Here is a 15,545-nt window from a genome sequence, read left to right as displayed (position 1 = left end):
GGTGGGTGAATATCATGTAAATGTGAATAGGAAGGAGCTGAAACAAATTGGCTGAAGAACGCAATCAAGAAGAAATACACGATGAGCGGGCAAAGCACATGAAAGATAAATGTAATCAATACATGCATTACCACGTGTTAGTTGAAACGAAGGATGGGAACAAATTCGATGCAGTCCTTACTGGGGTTAAGGGAGATAATGTAGAATTACTTGTACCCGAAATGATGGAACCAGAGTCCTATGAACGAAGTAACACGAGACAGTACTGGCGACCAAGATATCGACGATTTGGTGGACTATTGTTGCCGCTAGCAGGATTGGCCGCCCTATCACTGATTCCTTATTATCGCCCGTATCCATATTATCCTTACAACCCATACCCATATTATTATTAACTCCCTAACCCGGGGAGTTTTTTCTTTAGTAGATGAAGAAAATATAAAATTTTGCTGCCACAGTAGTTACATAAATATTCAGACATATTTGACAAGTAAGCGATTTCTAGTTAAAATTTTTATATACCATAATAATGATAGTTCGAATTTTTTACGTTATATAAGATGTTCAAATAGTAAACACCTAAGAGCTCTGGGTTACCTTTTGAGCATGTACTTAGCATTGGGAGGGGACAAAATGATTTATAATGTTAAGATGGAAACGCTGGATGCCAGTCAGAAAGAACGTATCCAGTTGGAACGATTACAGAATACAGCGAATTCGGTTTATGCAAATGTACCTTTCTACAAGGAGAAGTTTGACTCTCTAGGAGTAAATCCTAACGAGATTCAGAGTCTCGATGATTTAAGGAAACTACCTTTCACAGTCAAACAGGATTTAAGAGATCATTATCCGTTTGGTCTTTTTGCTGTGGACCAGAGTGAAGTCGTCCGATTGCATGCATCATCCGGAACAAGTGGAAAACCGACTGTTGTCGGATATACTCGAAATGACATCAATGTTTGGAGTGAAATCGTAGCCCGCTCTATAGCCGCAGCAGGTGGTGAACCTAGTAAAGTATTGCATAACGCATATGGTTACGGCCTTTTCACTGGTGGATTAGGACTACACTACGGTTCTGAAAGGCTTGGAATGGCTACGGTTCCGATTTCAGGTGGAAATACTTCAAGACAAATACTTCTTATTGAAGACTTTCAACCACAAGTAATCTGTGGCACCCCTTCCTATATATTAAATATTGCAGAAATAATGGAAAAAATGGGCAAAAATCCAACCGATACGAGCCTTCAATACGGCATTTTTGGTGCAGAGCCATGGTCAGAGGAAATGAGACAAACACTTGAATCAAAACTCGGAATTAAAGCAGTTGATATATATGGTTTAAGTGAAGTAATGGGGCCGGGTGTTGCGATTGAATGTCATGAAGCACAGGACGGACTGCACATCGCCGATGATCATTTCTTTGTTGAGGTGATTGATCCTGAAACAGGGGAGCCTGTTTCAGATGGCGAATATGGGGAGCTTGTTTTTACAAGTCTGACCAAGGAAGCCTTTCCGATCATAAGATACCGTACAGGAGATATTGCAGCAATCAATCGGACTAAATGTCAGTGTGGGCGAACTTCTGTAAGGATGTCTAGAGTGAAGGGGCGAATTGACGATATGCTAATCATTCGCGGGGTAAATGTTTTCCCTTCAGAAATTGAAAATTACTTGTTGCAGGTTACTGAAATTATGCCGCACTATCAAATTCAATTAATGAAAAAAGGTACATTAGATCATGTTGAATTACATGTAGAAGTGAACGGGGATCATTTTAAAAAGTGTCAGGAAAATTTAGAGCATGCAGAGATCTACAGCTTGAAAGAAAAGATTCAACATCTTATAAAATCGAATTGCTTAGTTTCAATTAAAGTCCAGGTATTAGGTCCAAATTCAATTCAGAGGTCTGAGGGGAAAGCGGTTCGAGTCATCGATCTTCGAAAGGAATCGGTCATGCAATAGCGTTAAGTATAAAATTTAAAGTTTAAGCGAAAATCATTGAAAATATTATAACGATAATTTATAATAACGTTAAATAAACGTAATATCCGGAAGGTGATCTAAATGACAATCGAGACAACGTTTGATCGGTTAACAGAAGAAGAAAAATATGAGCACTTCTTAAACCGAATTGACGCGGGGGAAAAAATCGAACCGAATGATTGGATGCCCGATGATTACCGTCAATCTTTAATTCGACTTATTTCCATGCACGGAATCAGCGAAATTATGGGAGCGCTTCCAGAAAAGGAATGGGTTCCAAAAGCACCTTCATTACACAGAAAACTAGCTATTATGGCAAAGGTACAAGATGAGATGGGACACGGACAGCTTTTACTTCGTGTTGCAGAAGATCTTATGGAACCACTTGGAAAAAACAGAGAAGATATTATGCAAGATTTATTTTCAGGAAGACTGAAATTCCATAATGTCTTTCATATGAAAGCGCCTACATGGGGAGATGCAGGAATTATTGCATGGCTCGTTGATGGAGCAGCTATTATTTCGCAAAGTATGATGTTGAATTCCTCATACGGACCATATGCAAGAGCATTGAAACGAATTTGTGCAGAGGAAGTTTTCCATGCGCAACACGGTGAAAGTATTATAATGGCGCTTGCTGAGGGAACTCCTGAACAACGCGAGTTACTCCAGGATTCTTTAAACCGTTGGTGGACAGCATTGCTTATGTTCTTTGGTCCTAAAGCGAAAGAAAATGCATCTACTTCACACGTGGATAAAAACATGAGATATAAGATTCGTGAAAAAACAAATGAAGAGCTTCGTCAAGAGTTTTTTACAAAATATGTTCCTAGAATTTGGTCGCTAGGCCTTACTATTCCTGATGAGACCATTCATTTTGATGAAGAACAAGGGTTGTGGGTTTACCAAGATCCGGATTGGAGCGAATTTAAACAAATTGTAACTGGGAATGGTCCACAATCGAAAGAAAGATTAGAGCTTCGAGAAGTATCTTATGAAAACAATCGCTGGGTTCGTGAAGCTTTAAATCCGACAGCAAAAGCAATTTAGACAGAGTGGATAGGAGGGAAACCCATGAGCGATACAACAAAAGAAGGATTTTACAGTGTGTATGAAGTATTCAGCAAGAAAACAGACAAAGCACCATTGCAGCATCAGTTCAGCCTGTTAGCACCCAATGAAGAGATGGCGCTCATTATGGCAAGAGAAAATTTCTTCCGTCGCGAGTCTGTGGCAGACATTTGGGTCGTTAAGAGAAACAATATCCGTTCAATGACTCAAGAAGAGCGTGAGACATTAAAGCGCCTCGACGATAAGGACTACAGAGAAACAAAAGGGTACGGTTACTTAAAGAAAAAATGGCGTAAATATCAACAAGAGCAATTTACTGAGGAGAATTTACTCAGCGACAGCAAGGGGGGGAAAGCTGAATGACACAGGATAAAGCACTCGTAGAACTACTATATTCTCTTGCAGATGATGATTTTATTCTTGCATATCGCGGTTCTGAATGGCTGGGGTTAGCACCGCATATTGAAGAAGACGTTGCTTACTCTTCTATTAATCAAGATATGATGGGGCACGCAACTAGACTATATAGAATACTAGAAGAACTTGGCGAAGGGAAAGCCGATGAAATCTCACATTTACGAAAACCTGAACAGTTCCGCAATGCAATTCTTCTAGAAGAAAGAAACGGTGAAGGTACTTACTTAGAAAAGCCAGACTTCGACTGGGCCTTCGCTGTTGTGAGAAACTACTTTTACACAGTCCATAAGAAAATCCGTATGGAATCACTTAGGAAATCAAGCTATGAACCTCTTAAAGACACAGCATTAAAGGTTAGCATCGAGCTGCAATATCACTTGATGCACTGGGACATGTGGTTTAAACAGTTAATGACAAGTACAGATGAGGCTAAACGTCGTATGACATCAGCAATTGAACGTTGCTGGATTGAAATGAACGGTGTACTCTCACTTGGACCAATGGCTGATGAAATGACTAGTAAGGGTTACGTAGCTAGTGAAGAAGACATGCGTGAAAAATGGTTGACTCATATGAAGAAGACGTTCGAAGAAATTAATGCTCCATTTCCTAAACGACTAGCAATGTCGAAAGGTAACGGACGTCAAGGTGAACATACTGAAGACCTTAAGACTGCTCTCCAAACGTTATCGGAGGTTTATGAGACGAACCCAACGGCTGGCTGGTAATTGGCTTTGCCAGGTTTTCCTAATATATAAGTTTAGAGCAGGGAGGAGGGGAACGATGATCGAAACAGAGCATGAAAGTTTACTAGAAAGTATCCATGGTGTGCTGAAAACCGTCACTGACCCAGAGATTGATTCTGTAAGTGTTCTTGATTTAGGGATGGTCGAGAATGTTGAGGTAGAGGGAAGTTCAGCTAAAGTATCTGTATTGCCGACCTTTACAGGATGTCCAGCCCTTGACATTATACAACGTGATATTGTGAATGCTGTCATCGAAGTCGAGGGTGTCGATGAGGTTGAAGTCAGCTTTTTATCGAACCCTATCTGGACAACAGACCGAATAACTGAACTAGGTAAATCTCAGCTAAAAGAATTTGGGATCGCACCTCCTCCGGCTAACCATAATCCTGGGGAACCATGGGAAATCCCTTGTCCATACTGCGGGTCAGTCTTTACGACAATGGAAAATCTATTTGGTCCAACCGCATGTCGTTGTATTCTTTATTGTAAAAGCTGTAAAAATCCATTTGAGGCAATGAAACCCGTCGCCAATATAGGGGACGAATAAGGAAGGGTGTTTATAATATGGTAAAATTGATCGCATTGTACAAGAATCCAGAAAACAAAGAACAATTTGACGAGCACTATTTCAACACACATGGACCGATTACCGCAAAGATACCTGGATTACGAAAGATGGAAGTAACCAAGATCGTAGGTTCGCCAATGGGAAAAAGCGAGTATCATATCCTTTGTGAAATGTACTACGACAGTCATGAAGCAATGAAAGAAGCAATGAAAACCGACGAGGCGAAGGCTTCTGGTAAAGACTTAATGGGATTTGCAGGTGACTTAGTAACTCTCATGATCGGTGAGGAAGTTGATGGTGAATAAGGAGACGATCAAAACCTGGGCAGAGGATGGTGTTGGGGTCATACAGCTAAACCGTCCAAAAGTGCTAAATGCACTGAACCGCAGGATGGTCACTGAAATTCTCCTTACACTTGAGGAATGGGATAAAGATGACTCAGTTGCGGTCATTGTTGTAACAGGGAACTACAAAGTGTTTGCTGCAGGAGCTGATATCGATGAGATGGCTGGGGATGATTCAATCTCCCTAGAGCTCCTGAATCAGTTTGCGGAGTGGGACCGAATTGCCTGGGTCAAAAAACCAATCATAGCTGCAATTAACGGATATTGCCTTGGTGGGGCTTTCGAGCTTGCGTTGAGCTGCGATCTAATTGTAGCAGCTGAGGATGCCCAATTTGGATTTCCAGAAATCAACCTTGGTGTGATGCCGGGCGCAGGCGGAACCGTTCGACTTACAAAGTTAATGGGACGTGCTAAAGCGTTGGAATGGTTGTGGACTGGGGAATATATGTCTGCAAAGACGGCACTTGAAAATGGGGTTGTTAATCGGACGGTAGCACGTGAGCTTGTTTTTGAAGAAACGATGAAGCTTGCGCGTAAAATTGCAAAACAAGCACCGCTTTCACTTCGAATGATTAAAGAATCGGTTAATAAATCGGTGGATCATTCAACTTATGAAGCGATGCAGTTTGAGAGAAAGAACTTCTATATGTTATTTTCGTCAGAGGATCAAAAGGAAGGCATGAACGCATTCATAGAAAAAAGAAAACCTAACTTTAAGGGGAAATAAGGAGCGGTAAAGAAATGTATGAAACCATTCAGTACGAAATGAAGAATAACGTAGCATGGATTCGATTAAACCGCCCCGAGAAGTTTAATGCCTTCACTGAACAAATGAACCTGGAAATAACAAAGGCATTAAAAGAGGCTGATAGAGATACAGAGGTTCGTTGCCTAGTAATTACCGGGAACGGCCGGGCGTTTAGCTCAGGAGAAGATTTGGCGGGGGTCAAACAAGATACGGATCATGCAGAAATTTTGCGAAAACGGTATAACCCGATGGTACAAAAACTCGCAAGTGTGGAGAAACCAATTATTGCAGCGGTTAACGGAGTTGCAGCAGGGGCTGGTATGAGTCTAGCGCTTGCATGCGATTTCCGATTATTATCAGAGAAAGCAAATTTTATAGAAGCGTTCATTAATGTAGGACTTGTACCTGATTCAGGGAATTTATTTTACTTACCTAGATTAGTAGGTCATGCGAAAGCGTTAGAATTAGCTGTTATGGGAGAAAAGGTATCAGCAGAAGAAGCGAAAGAGGTTGGCCTTGCTACGAAGGTGATACCTCTCGATCAATGGGAGGAAGAAGTATCTGCATTCGCGGAAAACCTTGCGAAAAAACCTACGAAGGCAATTGGTCTTATTAAGCGCTACCTACAAAAAAGCTGGGAAAGTGATTTGGATGAAATGCTTGAAAATGAAGCATATGCTCAACGTACAGCAGGGCAAACGAAAGATCATGCCGAGGGTGTACAAGCTTTCTTAGAAAAGCGTAAGCCTGAATTCAAAGGCAGCTAAAAGAAAAGCGGAAGCGCCTTGTTCAGCCCCGAAGGTCACTGGAAGGCCACCGAGGAGGCTGTCGCCGCCGCAGGGGCAAGGGGTTGGGCGCTGGAGCTAGACACCATAGAAAAGCGGAAGCGCCTTGTTCAGGTGCGATAAAGAAAACTAGGTCAGCGCCAAGCTAGCGAAGGCGATTGCCTAAGTTGCGCTTATGCTTGGGAGTGAAAGCGCTGGAGGTTCTGAAACATAACACGTATTTTGTGTTTGTGGAAGAATTGAAGCGACGATCTGCGTACCTAGGCGCTGAAGCTAGACACCACAACCATGCAGCCAATTTTTATACTTTCTTACTACAAATAAAGGAGTGTCACATATGAGTACAACTAAAGAACAAAAACAGGTGAACACAGAAATAAAACGTGACGTTTACCAAATGATGATTAATGGACAGCAGGTTGACAGTATTTCAGGAGAAACTTTTACGACTTACAACCCTGCAACAGGTGATGTTTTAGCTAAGGTTGCAAAAGCCGGAACTGAAGACGTTGATCAAGCTGTAGAAGCAGCACGAAATGCATTCGAAAAAGGAAAATGGCCTAAATATCCGGTTGGAAAGCGTGCTCGTGTATTAAACAAAATCGCTTCCATTATGCGTAGCCGTTTTAACGAACTCGTTGAATTAGAAGTACTGAACAGTGGTAAATCATTATCTGCAGCCCAAGGACAAGTCATGCAAGCTGTTGAGAACTTTGAATTTTATGCAGGCGCAATCGTTGGACATCGTGGACATGTGAACAACATGCCTGGACCTTTTACAAACCATACTATGAATGATCCGATTGGTGTTTGTGCACAAATCATTCCGTGGAATTACCCATTGATGATGGCTTCGTGGAAAGTTGCACCGGCGATCGCAGCAGGTAACTCAATCGTGTTAAAGCCAGCAAGCTTAACACCTTTAACTGCGATCATTTTAACTGAAATTTGCCATGAAGCAGGCGTGCCTGAAGGAGTTGTCAACATCATAACAGGCCCAGGATCGACTGTTGGGTCGCATCTTGTTGAACATCCCGGTGTGGATAAAGTAGCATTCACAGGTGAAACGAACACTGGTAAAGACATCATGGCGAAAGCTTCTGAAACATTGAAGCGTGTAACATTAGAGCTCGGTGGTAAATCTCCGAACCTCGTATTTGAAGATACAAACCTAGACGCTGCTGTGGATGGTTCATTATTCGGTATTTTCTATAACACAGGTCAATCTTGTGAAGCACGTTCCCGCCTGTTCGTACATGAAGACGTTTACGATGCATTTATGGAAAAATTCATAGAAAAGGCGAAAAAACTAACATTAGGTAACCCCCTTGAGCAAGGTACTCACATTGGTTCAATTATTAGTGAGAGCCAAGTAAATGTCATTGACGGTTACGTTAAAGAAGCAGAAAAAGAAGGTGCTAAGGTTGTCGTTGGTGGAAGCCGTGCCAAGGTAGATGGGTTTGAAAACGGTCATTGGTACTTGCCGACTATTATTACAGATGTAACGAATGACATGAAAGTAGCTCAAGAGGAAATCTTCGGGCCAGTTGTCGTTGTTATGAAGTTTAGCGATGAGAAGGAAGCAATCAGCGTAGCAAACGATACAGTATTCGGACTTGCAGCAGCAATCTGGACAACGGATCATGCTCGTGCAAACCGTGTAGCGGCTAAGCTTAAAGCGGGTACAGTCATGGTGAACTCACCATTCTCTGCATTCCCTGGAACACCATTTGGTGGATACAAGCAATCTGGCTTTGGTAGAGAGCTATGTATTGAGACACTTGACCTATATACAGAAACCAAAAGTGTAATCTCATATATTGGTGGTAAGCCACTAAATCCGTTCGGAATTTAATTGATCTGAAACGTTATATTATCCGTGTGTAAATGATGGGGCTGACTCTTTAGGGGTCAGACTCCTCCGTATTCAATAAGAGTGTTTAATGACTTCGGGTCAGTCCGATATTAAAACGGAATTCCCTGATGTCTTTGGATACACTTTTATATGGAGGTTGCCTGACCCCCTGATATGAGCAGTCCCCTTCTAATTGAAAGGGAGTGAAAGAGAATGATAAAACACCTAACAGTCATCGGATCAGGAGTAATGGGACGAGGAATTGCATATGTTGCTGCGGTTGGTGGTTATGAAACCACACTTGTTGATATTTCTGAAAAAGCGTTAGATAGTGCACAATCTGAAATTAACGCTATTTTTGCTAAAGGGGTTCAACGAAATAAACTGACAGAAGAAGAAGCGAACTCTAGCATGGGACGTATGTCATACTCTTCTGATCTGAAAACAATCGTTTCTAAGACAGATATGGTTATTGAAGCAGTCCCGGAGAAATTAGAAATTAAGAAAAATATCTTTGAAGCGATTGATCAACATGCACCTGATCAGTGCTATTTTGCGACAAATACATCGACTATGAGTCCAACGGAAATAGCGTCGTTCACAAATCGCCCAGGCAAGGTCATTGCCATGCACTTCTTTAATCCAGTTCATAAAATGCCACTCATTGAAATCATAAAAGGACTTGATACAGCTAAAGAAACGGTAAAGGCTGCTAATGAAGTTGCCGCTAGAATGGGAAAAGAAACGGTAACAGTTAATGAATTCCCAGGGTTTGTTACGAGCAGAATCAGTGCGCTTGTTGGAAACGAGGCATTTTATATGCTCCAAGAAGGTGTTGGAGAACCCGAGGAAATTGATAAAGCAATCAAGCTTGGATTAAATTATCCGATGGGACCATTTGAACTTGGTGATTTAGTTGGCTTGGACACAAGACTGAACAACTTAACATATTTACATGAAACGCTTGGTGAAAAATATCGTCCTTGTCCCCTTCTCGTTAAGTATGTGAAGGCAGGGCGTATTGGTAGAAAATCAGGTATGGGCGTTTACGATTACCGTGAACAAGAGCAAGGAGGGAAAAACAATGCGTGAAGTAGTCATCGTTGATGCAGTCCGAACGCCGATTGGCCGTTATAAGGGTGCCCTGAAACAGATTCGTCCTGATGATTTAGGAAGTACGGTTATCAAAGCACTAATGGAACGAAACTCAGATCTTCCTGCTGGAGAGGTTGAGGAGGTTGTATTTGGTAATGCCAATGGAGCCGGTGAAGATAATCGGAATGTTGCCCGAATGTCTGCTCTTCTCGCTGATCTTCCAGTTGAGGTAGGTGGTACAACAATCAACCGTTTGTGTGGTTCTGGCCTAGATGCAGTGGGCTATGCTGCTCGTGCAATCATGGCTGGCGAAGGTGATGTATTCATCGCAGGTGGAACGGAAAGCATGACGAGAGCACCATTTGTGATGGGAAAGACAGAGCAAGAATTTCCGCGTGGAGATTTGAAGATGCATGATACTACAATCGGTTGGCGCTTTGTAAATCCGCTATTAGATGAAAAGTATGGAACAGATAGTATGCCTGAAACCGCAGAGAATGTTGCAAAAGACTACAACTTGTCTCGTGAACAACAAGACCAGTTTGCTTACGATAGCCAACAGAAGGCAAAACGGGCAATGGAGTCGGGAAGACTGAAAGAGGAGATCATACCTGTAACTTACTTTGACAGAAAAGGAAACGAGATCGTGGTTGATACAGATGAACACCCACGTCCGACAACTTCATTAGAAAAGCTGTCCTCACTTCGCTCCATTTTTCCAAATGGAACAATCACGGCAGGAAATGCTTCAGGGATCAATGATGGTGCTTCTGCTTTATTATTGATGAGTAAAGAGAAAGCAGAAGCGCTTGGTCTTAAGCCGATGGCAAAATATGTTACGTCTGCTACTGCAGGACTGGAACCACGTGTAATGGGATTAGGCCCGATTTATGCTTCACAAAAAGCGTTAAAGCGTGCGAATTTAAGTGCGAGTGACCTCGGACTAATTGAATTAAATGAAGCGTTTGCTTCCCAGTCCCTTGAATGTATTCGTCAGCTTGAGCTAGATCCATTAAAGGTAAACGTAAACGGGGGAGCTATTGCTTATGGACATCCACTTGGTGCAAGCGGCGCTCGGATTTTAACCACACTTTTACACGAAATGAAAAAGCAAAATACTCAGTATGGTCTTGCAACGATGTGTATCGGTGTAGGACAAGGAATTGCTGCAATTGTTGAAGGGTACAACAACTGAACATAGGAGGAAAAACGGTATGTCATCTATTTTATATGAAGTAAAAAATCATATTGCTTATGTAACGCTTAACCGACCTGATGTTCTAAACTGCTTTAACTTTGAAACACTTCAGCGTCTTGGTGATGTTGTAGAGGATATTCATCATAATCCTGAAGTACGTGTTGCAATCTTTACTGGGGCAGGAGAAAAATCATTCAGCGCAGGAGCTGATTTAAAAGAACGTAAATCACTCTCGGAACATGAAGTTCGAAGAAACGTGAACAAAATTCGCGAGGTATTTTCAGCAGTCGATAAACTTCCACAACCTACGATTGCAGCAATGAATGGGTATGCATTTGGTGGAGGTTTTGAGCTTGCGCTAGCTTGTGACTTTAGAATTGCGGTTGCAGGAACAAAGATGGGGTTAACTGAACTTGGTTGGGCAATCATTCCAGGAGCAGGTGGTACACAAAGGCTTCCGAGACTGATTGGACAAGCAAAAGCAATGGAGCTCATTCTTACAGCGAAAAAACTAAGCTCTGAAGATGCATTGGATTATGGGATTTTAAATGAGGTCGTATCTGGAAGTGAACTGATGCAAACAGCGGAGAAATGGGCAGAAAGAATGCTCTTGAATGGCCCGATTGCATTGAAACAGGCGAAATATGCGATCAAGCAAGGGATGAATGTAGACCTTGAAACAGGTCTAAACTTAGAAGCAAAGGCTTATGAGATCACAATTCCAACAAAAGATCGTGTAGAAGCGCTTGTAGCCTTTGGAGAAAAACGTCCACCGCAATTTAAAGGGGAATAACAAACTGTTTTGGAAATATACATCCTTTTAGCGGTTCAGCAGTTTTAGCCAAGGGCAAAGTTGTAGTATTATAGAGAGATGATTTAAGACTGAATCGGAAAAGGGTGAGCACCATGGAAACGAGTTTAAATACTAGATCAATGATTTTTACCTTATATGGCGATTACATTCGTCATTATAGCAACGATATATGGATCGGCAGTTTGATCAGGTTATTAAAGGAATTCGGTCATAATGAACAGTCTGTTCGTGCTGCAATTTCGAGAATGAACAAACAGGGCTGGGTTACTGCGGAAAGGAAAGGAAACAAGAGCTATTATCAACTGACAAAGCAGGGCGCACAACGTATGGAAGAAGCGGCAAACAGGATCTTTAAATTCCAACCTGTAACGTGGGATGGAAAGTGGAGAATGTTCACATATACAATTCCTGAGGAGAAGAGGAACATCCGGGATGAGCTGAGGAAGGAACTTGTCTGGAGTGGTTTTGGTCTTCTATCGAACAGCTTTTGGATTTCTCCAAATCAACAAGAATCACAGATTGAGCAAATGATTGAAAAGTATGAGATACGTGAGTATGTTCACTTTTTTTCATCGGAATATAAGGGTCCTCATTCTAGTAAGAAGCTTGTAGACGAATGTTGGGATCTTGGCGATATTAATAACCGCTATGATGATTTTATTAAAACGTATAGCCAAAAGTACGTGATTGATAAACATAAGATTGATAAAGGTGAAATGACAGATGGGGAATGCTTTGTGGAGAGAACGAAGCTTGTACACGAATATAGAAAGTTCTTGTTTGTGGATCCTGGCCTTCCGCAGAAGCTCTTACCATCGAAATGGCTTGGCGATCACGCTGCGAGCTTGTTCAGTGATTATTACAAAGCTCTAGCCCAGCCAGCGAGTCGATTTTTTGAAGATGTGTTTAGTGAAGGAAATGAAATTAAGAATAGGGATAAGAAGTATGATGCGTTGAATCATCCTTTGATGGTCGATTCAAATCAATAATACGAAACGATAAGGAGCAAGCCTCATTATGAGACTCAACTCCTTAAACGTATTTCCCTTTATTAATTTGTTCACGGAATTCTTGTCCCTTTTTCTCATAGGTGTCAATCGTGAGTTGAATGAGTTCTAGATCTTTGTCGGTCAGCTCACGTACGACCTTCCCTGGGGATCCCATTACCATTGTTCGAGGGGGGATCTTTTTTCCGGGTGGAATAAGCGTGTTGGCACCTACAAAGGCGGATTCACCAATCTCAGCTCCATCAAGAACGGTTGCACCCATTCCGATTAATGCCCCTTTACGGATCGTACAACCATGTAGAATGACGTTATGACCTACTGATACTTCATCTTCTAATACGAGTGGAAATTCTTCGTATAGATGACAGGTGCAATTGTCCTGTATGTTACAACGTTCACCGATTGTAATCGGCGCTTCGTCACCGCGAATGACGGTATTGAACCAAATGCTTGAATTTCTGCCGATCGAAACATCACCAATTATATGTACTCCTGGGGCGATGAATACAGATTCATCTACTTTTGGGGAGTGGTTGTTATAAGGGTATAGCATGTGGATAACCTCCTTGCTTTTACTACATTATATCATACCGACAGAAAGGATCAGGTCTTATGAACCCAATTTGTCAGTTACTTAACATCCAATATCCGATACTTCAAGGTGGGATGGGAAACGTCTCAAATGCCCCATTAACTGCAGCTATCTCAGAGGCGGGTGGACTAGGGACGATTGGGATTGGAACTCTTTCTCCAAATGAAATTGAACAATTAATTGTGAGCACAAAGGAACATACTGATAAGCCGTTTGCAGTCAACATTCCATTAAGCGTGACTCCCTATGTAAAAGAGACGGCGAAGTATATGTTTCACTATCAAATTCCAATAGTTGTATTATCAGCAGGAAACCCAGCACCATACATTCCAAAGTTTAAAGAGAAGGGTATTACAGTAGTCTGTGTCATTGCATCTGTAAAACACGCTCAAAAAGCTGAGCAGGCTGGCGCCGATATTATTGTTGCTGAAGGATATGAAGCCGCTGGGATTAATGCAACAGAGGAATCTACAACGATGACGTTAATACCGCAAGTTGCTGATGCGGTTGAAATACCAGTTGTAGCGGCTGGTGGAATTGGTGATGGTCGTGGACTAGCAGCAGCACTATCGCTAGGTGCTGCAGGCGTACAAATGGGGACACGATTCATCGCGACACAAGAAGGTGCTTTCCATGAGAGCTATAAACAAAAGCTAGTTGAGGCGGCCGATACAGAGACCACAATTGTCGGCAGGAAGTATGGAAAGATTCGTAGACTACTTAAAACCGCTTATGCGGAAGAATTGCTAAATGATGAGGCAACAGGAGTCGATATACAGATTTTTATCAATAAAACGACAGAGGAATATCACCGAAGAGGTGCTATTGAAGGTAACTTTATTGAAGGATTCATTAATTCAGGTCAAATTGCGGGCTTACTAAATGATATACCTACAGTAGATGAATTAATTCAACGTATGATGAAGGAAGCCAAAGAAGGATTTAAAAGCGCTGCAAGTTTTATATAAGGTTGTTCAAAAAGTCCGGTAAAAATAGCTGTCGAATTTCTTCGTTCTTTGAAAAAGGAGAACACTTTTCCTGCTGAACACGCACTATAAGACTGATTCAAACACAGTTTTCTTAAACAGGCCAATTTTTTAAATTGTTTGACGATTTATTGACAATCTGTTGAACCCTTTGATACTATAACGGTAAATTCGCGAATTGTAATTTAACTGAAATATACTTAAAGAATAAAGAATATTTTGTTAAATGCAGTTCATAGAGCGTTTACTTAAAGGGGGAAACGGTGTGAGAAGGTTTTGGAAATCATTAGTCGGAGTATCGTTGGCAAGTGTTATGGTTTTGAGTGGTTGCGGGTCATCAGAGGATGCTTCTAACGGAGATGAAGGGAGCGACGGTGCTAAGAAATCAGTAACGGTCGCAATCAATCAGTTTGTTGAACATCCCTCTTTGGATGCAGCAACAGAAGGGTTTAAAAAAGCACTTGCAGAGAATGGTTTCACAGAAGGGGAAAATCTTAAATATATTATCGATAATGCACAGGCAGATATGAACAATATTCACACCATTGCTAAGAAGCATGTTTCAGAGGAAGTCGATCTAATCTTCGCAAATGCGACTCCAAGTGCTCAAGCGAGTCTTCAGGCGGTTCAGAAGGCAAAGGCAGAAATACCAGTACTATTTACATCTGTTACAGATCCGGTCGGTGCTGGATTAATTGAAGCGATGGACAAACCAGGAGAATGGATTACGGGAACTAGTGATACTCATCCTGATGCGATACCAAATACGATTAAGTTTATCGCGGAGCAAACAGATGCGAAAACAGTCGGGCTCATATACAATCCTGGTGAACAGAACTCAGTTGCCCAGGTTGATATTGTCAAAAAGGCTATGGAAGGAACAGGCTTGAAAGCAGCAGAAGCAAGTGTTGCTACAACAGCTGATGTGAAACAAGCAGCGGAATCACTCGTTGGGGATGCCGACGTATTTTACATTATTACAGACAACACAGTCGTTTCCGCATTAGAATCCGTTATTAAAGTCGCCCAGGAAGAAGATATCCCGATGTTTGCAGGTGAACTTGACTCTGTTAATCGTGGGGCGATGGCAGCTTATGGATTTGACTACGGAGATCTAGGATATGAAACAGGTGTGATGGCAGCAGCAATATTAAAAGGGGAAAAGAAACCATCTGATTTCGAAGCCCAATATCCTCAAAATTTGAAGCTTGTTATTAATAAAACTGCAGCAAAGGAAATGGGAGTAGAATTGAAACCAGAATGGGATGACATGGCAGAATACGTAGAATAATCACAAAGAAGAGGATGTTCAAAATTAGTCCAAGAGCCACGTAGT

General features: G+C 41.7%; 17 protein-coding genes. 16 read left to right on the top strand and 1 reads right to left on the bottom strand.

What is annotated here, in order from left to right; all coding sequences use genetic code 11:
- Positions 1 to 47: 47 nt before the first annotated feature.
- From NON16_RS12230 to paaX, 14 genes are all read left to right on the top strand, one after another.
- Complete coding sequence (locus tag NON16_RS12230) at positions 48 to 395, top strand: hypothetical protein (RefSeq protein ID WP_257349376.1); 348 nt, start codon at positions 48 to 50, stop codon at positions 393 to 395.
- Between the two features lie 238 nt (positions 396 to 633).
- Entirely contained in the window at positions 634 to 1,962 is a 1,329-nt protein-coding gene (gene paaK, locus NON16_RS12225; protein WP_257349373.1) for a phenylacetate--CoA ligase PaaK, read from the top strand.
- 102 nt (positions 1,963 to 2,064) lie between these two features.
- Complete coding sequence (gene paaA / locus NON16_RS12220; protein ID WP_257349372.1) at positions 2,065 to 3,033, top strand: 1,2-phenylacetyl-CoA epoxidase subunit PaaA; 969 nt, start codon at positions 2,065 to 2,067, stop codon at positions 3,031 to 3,033.
- Positions 3,034 to 3,057: 24 nt separating this feature from the next.
- Positions 3,058 to 3,417, top strand: a complete 360-nt coding sequence (paaB, locus tag NON16_RS12215) for a 1,2-phenylacetyl-CoA epoxidase subunit PaaB (RefSeq protein ID WP_257349371.1) — start codon at positions 3,058 to 3,060, stop codon at positions 3,415 to 3,417.
- The gene (gene paaC / locus NON16_RS12210) at positions 3,414 to 4,199 is read left to right on the top strand and encodes a 1,2-phenylacetyl-CoA epoxidase subunit PaaC (protein ID WP_257349370.1); all 786 of its coding nucleotides are present in this window, start codon (positions 3,414 to 3,416) and stop codon (positions 4,197 to 4,199) included. The genes paaB and paaC overlap by 4 nt, the downstream gene beginning before the upstream one ends.
- A gap of 55 nt (positions 4,200 to 4,254) precedes the next feature.
- Positions 4,255 to 4,764: a 1,2-phenylacetyl-CoA epoxidase subunit PaaD gene (gene paaD / locus NON16_RS12205; protein WP_257349369.1), complete on the top strand. Its 510-nt coding sequence runs from the start codon at positions 4,255 to 4,257 to the stop codon at positions 4,762 to 4,764.
- A 17-nt stretch (positions 4,765 to 4,781) separates the two neighbouring features.
- Complete coding sequence (locus tag NON16_RS12200; RefSeq protein WP_257349368.1) at positions 4,782 to 5,090, top strand: EthD family reductase; 309 nt, start codon at positions 4,782 to 4,784, stop codon at positions 5,088 to 5,090.
- Positions 5,080 to 5,856 carry an enoyl-CoA hydratase/isomerase family protein gene (locus tag NON16_RS12195; RefSeq protein ID WP_257349367.1) on the top strand — a complete coding sequence of 259 codons (777 nt, stop codon included), beginning with the start codon at positions 5,080 to 5,082 and terminating at the stop codon, positions 5,854 to 5,856. The genes NON16_RS12200 and NON16_RS12195 overlap by 11 nt, the downstream gene beginning before the upstream one ends.
- A 14-nt stretch (positions 5,857 to 5,870) precedes the next feature.
- Positions 5,871 to 6,644, top strand: coding sequence for an enoyl-CoA hydratase-related protein (locus tag NON16_RS12190; RefSeq protein ID WP_257349364.1), 774 nt, complete (start codon positions 5,871 to 5,873; stop codon positions 6,642 to 6,644).
- A gap of 355 nt (positions 6,645 to 6,999) precedes the next feature.
- Positions 7,000 to 8,517 (top strand): aldehyde dehydrogenase family protein, encoded by a 1,518-nt coding sequence (locus tag NON16_RS12185; protein WP_257349363.1) that lies wholly within the window; start codon positions 7,000 to 7,002, stop codon positions 8,515 to 8,517.
- Between the two features lie 213 nt (positions 8,518 to 8,730).
- Positions 8,731 to 9,609, top strand: a complete 879-nt coding sequence (locus tag NON16_RS12180) for a 3-hydroxyacyl-CoA dehydrogenase (RefSeq protein ID WP_257349361.1) — start codon at positions 8,731 to 8,733, stop codon at positions 9,607 to 9,609.
- Positions 9,602 to 10,807, top strand: a complete 1,206-nt coding sequence (locus tag NON16_RS12175) for an acetyl-CoA C-acyltransferase (protein WP_257349359.1) — start codon at positions 9,602 to 9,604, stop codon at positions 10,805 to 10,807. Before NON16_RS12180 ends, NON16_RS12175 begins: the two co-directional genes overlap by 8 nt.
- A 19-nt stretch (positions 10,808 to 10,826) precedes the next feature.
- Positions 10,827 to 11,603, top strand: coding sequence for an enoyl-CoA hydratase-related protein (locus tag NON16_RS12170; RefSeq protein WP_257349357.1), 777 nt, complete (start codon positions 10,827 to 10,829; stop codon positions 11,601 to 11,603).
- A 113-nt stretch (positions 11,604 to 11,716) separates the two neighbouring features.
- Complete coding sequence (gene paaX, locus NON16_RS12165) at positions 11,717 to 12,613, top strand: phenylacetic acid degradation operon negative regulatory protein PaaX (protein ID WP_257349356.1); 897 nt, start codon at positions 11,717 to 11,719, stop codon at positions 12,611 to 12,613.
- A gap of 43 nt (positions 12,614 to 12,656) precedes the next feature.
- On the opposite strand, the gene NON16_RS12160 is transcribed toward paaX, so the two are convergent.
- Positions 12,657 to 13,184, bottom strand: a complete 528-nt coding sequence (locus tag NON16_RS12160; RefSeq protein ID WP_257349354.1) for a gamma carbonic anhydrase family protein — start codon at positions 13,182 to 13,184, stop codon at positions 12,657 to 12,659.
- A 59-nt stretch (positions 13,185 to 13,243) separates the two neighbouring features.
- Here NON16_RS12160 and NON16_RS12155 point away from each other — a divergent pair, with 59 nt between their 5' ends.
- Positions 13,244 to 14,191, top strand: a complete 948-nt coding sequence (locus NON16_RS12155; RefSeq protein ID WP_257349353.1) for an NAD(P)H-dependent flavin oxidoreductase — start codon at positions 13,244 to 13,246, stop codon at positions 14,189 to 14,191.
- 283 nt (positions 14,192 to 14,474) lie between these two features.
- Positions 14,475 to 15,500 carry an ABC transporter substrate-binding protein gene (locus tag NON16_RS12150; RefSeq protein WP_372508797.1) on the top strand — a complete coding sequence of 342 codons (1,026 nt, stop codon included), beginning with the start codon at positions 14,475 to 14,477 and terminating at the stop codon, positions 15,498 to 15,500.
- Positions 15,501 to 15,545 lie beyond the last annotated feature (45 nt).

The sequence above is a fragment of the Pseudalkalibacillus decolorationis genome, assembly GCF_024609785.1.
GTDB classification, from domain to species: Bacteria; Bacillota; Bacilli; order Bacillales; family Fictibacillaceae; genus Pseudalkalibacillus; species Pseudalkalibacillus decolorationis.
The sequence above is the reverse complement of the archived record's forward strand: the minus strand, read 5'-3'. Positions and strand labels throughout refer to the sequence as shown.

Bases quoted from the DNA above. Each gene is read 5' to 3' on its own strand.
- NON16_RS12170 (WP_257349357.1), top strand. From the start codon at position 10,827: ATGTCATCTATTTTATATGAAGTAAAAAATCATATTGCTTATGTAACG.
- paaA (WP_257349372.1), top strand. From the start codon at position 2,065: ATGACAATCGAGACAACGTTTGATCGGTTAACAGAAGAAGAAAAATAT.
- NON16_RS12185 (WP_257349363.1), top strand. From the start codon at position 7,000: ATGAGTACAACTAAAGAACAAAAACAGGTGAACACAGAAATAAAACGT.
- NON16_RS12195 (WP_257349367.1), top strand. From the start codon at position 5,080: ATGGTGAATAAGGAGACGATCAAAACCTGGGCAGAGGATGGTGTTGGG.
- NON16_RS12180 (WP_257349361.1), top strand. From the start codon at position 8,731: ATGATAAAACACCTAACAGTCATCGGATCAGGAGTAATGGGACGAGGA.
- paaK (WP_257349373.1), top strand. From the start codon at position 634: ATGATTTATAATGTTAAGATGGAAACGCTGGATGCCAGTCAGAAAGAA.
- NON16_RS12160 (WP_257349354.1), bottom strand. From the start codon at position 13,184: ATGCTATACCCTTATAACAACCACTCCCCAAAAGTAGATGAATCTGTA.
- NON16_RS12200 (WP_257349368.1), top strand. From the start codon at position 4,782: ATGGTAAAATTGATCGCATTGTACAAGAATCCAGAAAACAAAGAACAA.
- NON16_RS12155 (WP_257349353.1), top strand. From the start codon at position 13,244: ATGAACCCAATTTGTCAGTTACTTAACATCCAATATCCGATACTTCAA.
- NON16_RS12190 (WP_257349364.1), top strand. From the start codon at position 5,871: ATGTATGAAACCATTCAGTACGAAATGAAGAATAACGTAGCATGGATT.
- paaB (WP_257349371.1), top strand. From the start codon at position 3,058: ATGAGCGATACAACAAAAGAAGGATTTTACAGTGTGTATGAAGTATTC.
- NON16_RS12175 (WP_257349359.1), top strand. From the start codon at position 9,602: ATGCGTGAAGTAGTCATCGTTGATGCAGTCCGAACGCCGATTGGCCGT.
- paaX (WP_257349356.1), top strand. From the start codon at position 11,717: ATGGAAACGAGTTTAAATACTAGATCAATGATTTTTACCTTATATGGC.
- paaC (WP_257349370.1), top strand. From the start codon at position 3,414: ATGACACAGGATAAAGCACTCGTAGAACTACTATATTCTCTTGCAGAT.
- paaD (WP_257349369.1), top strand. From the start codon at position 4,255: ATGATCGAAACAGAGCATGAAAGTTTACTAGAAAGTATCCATGGTGTG.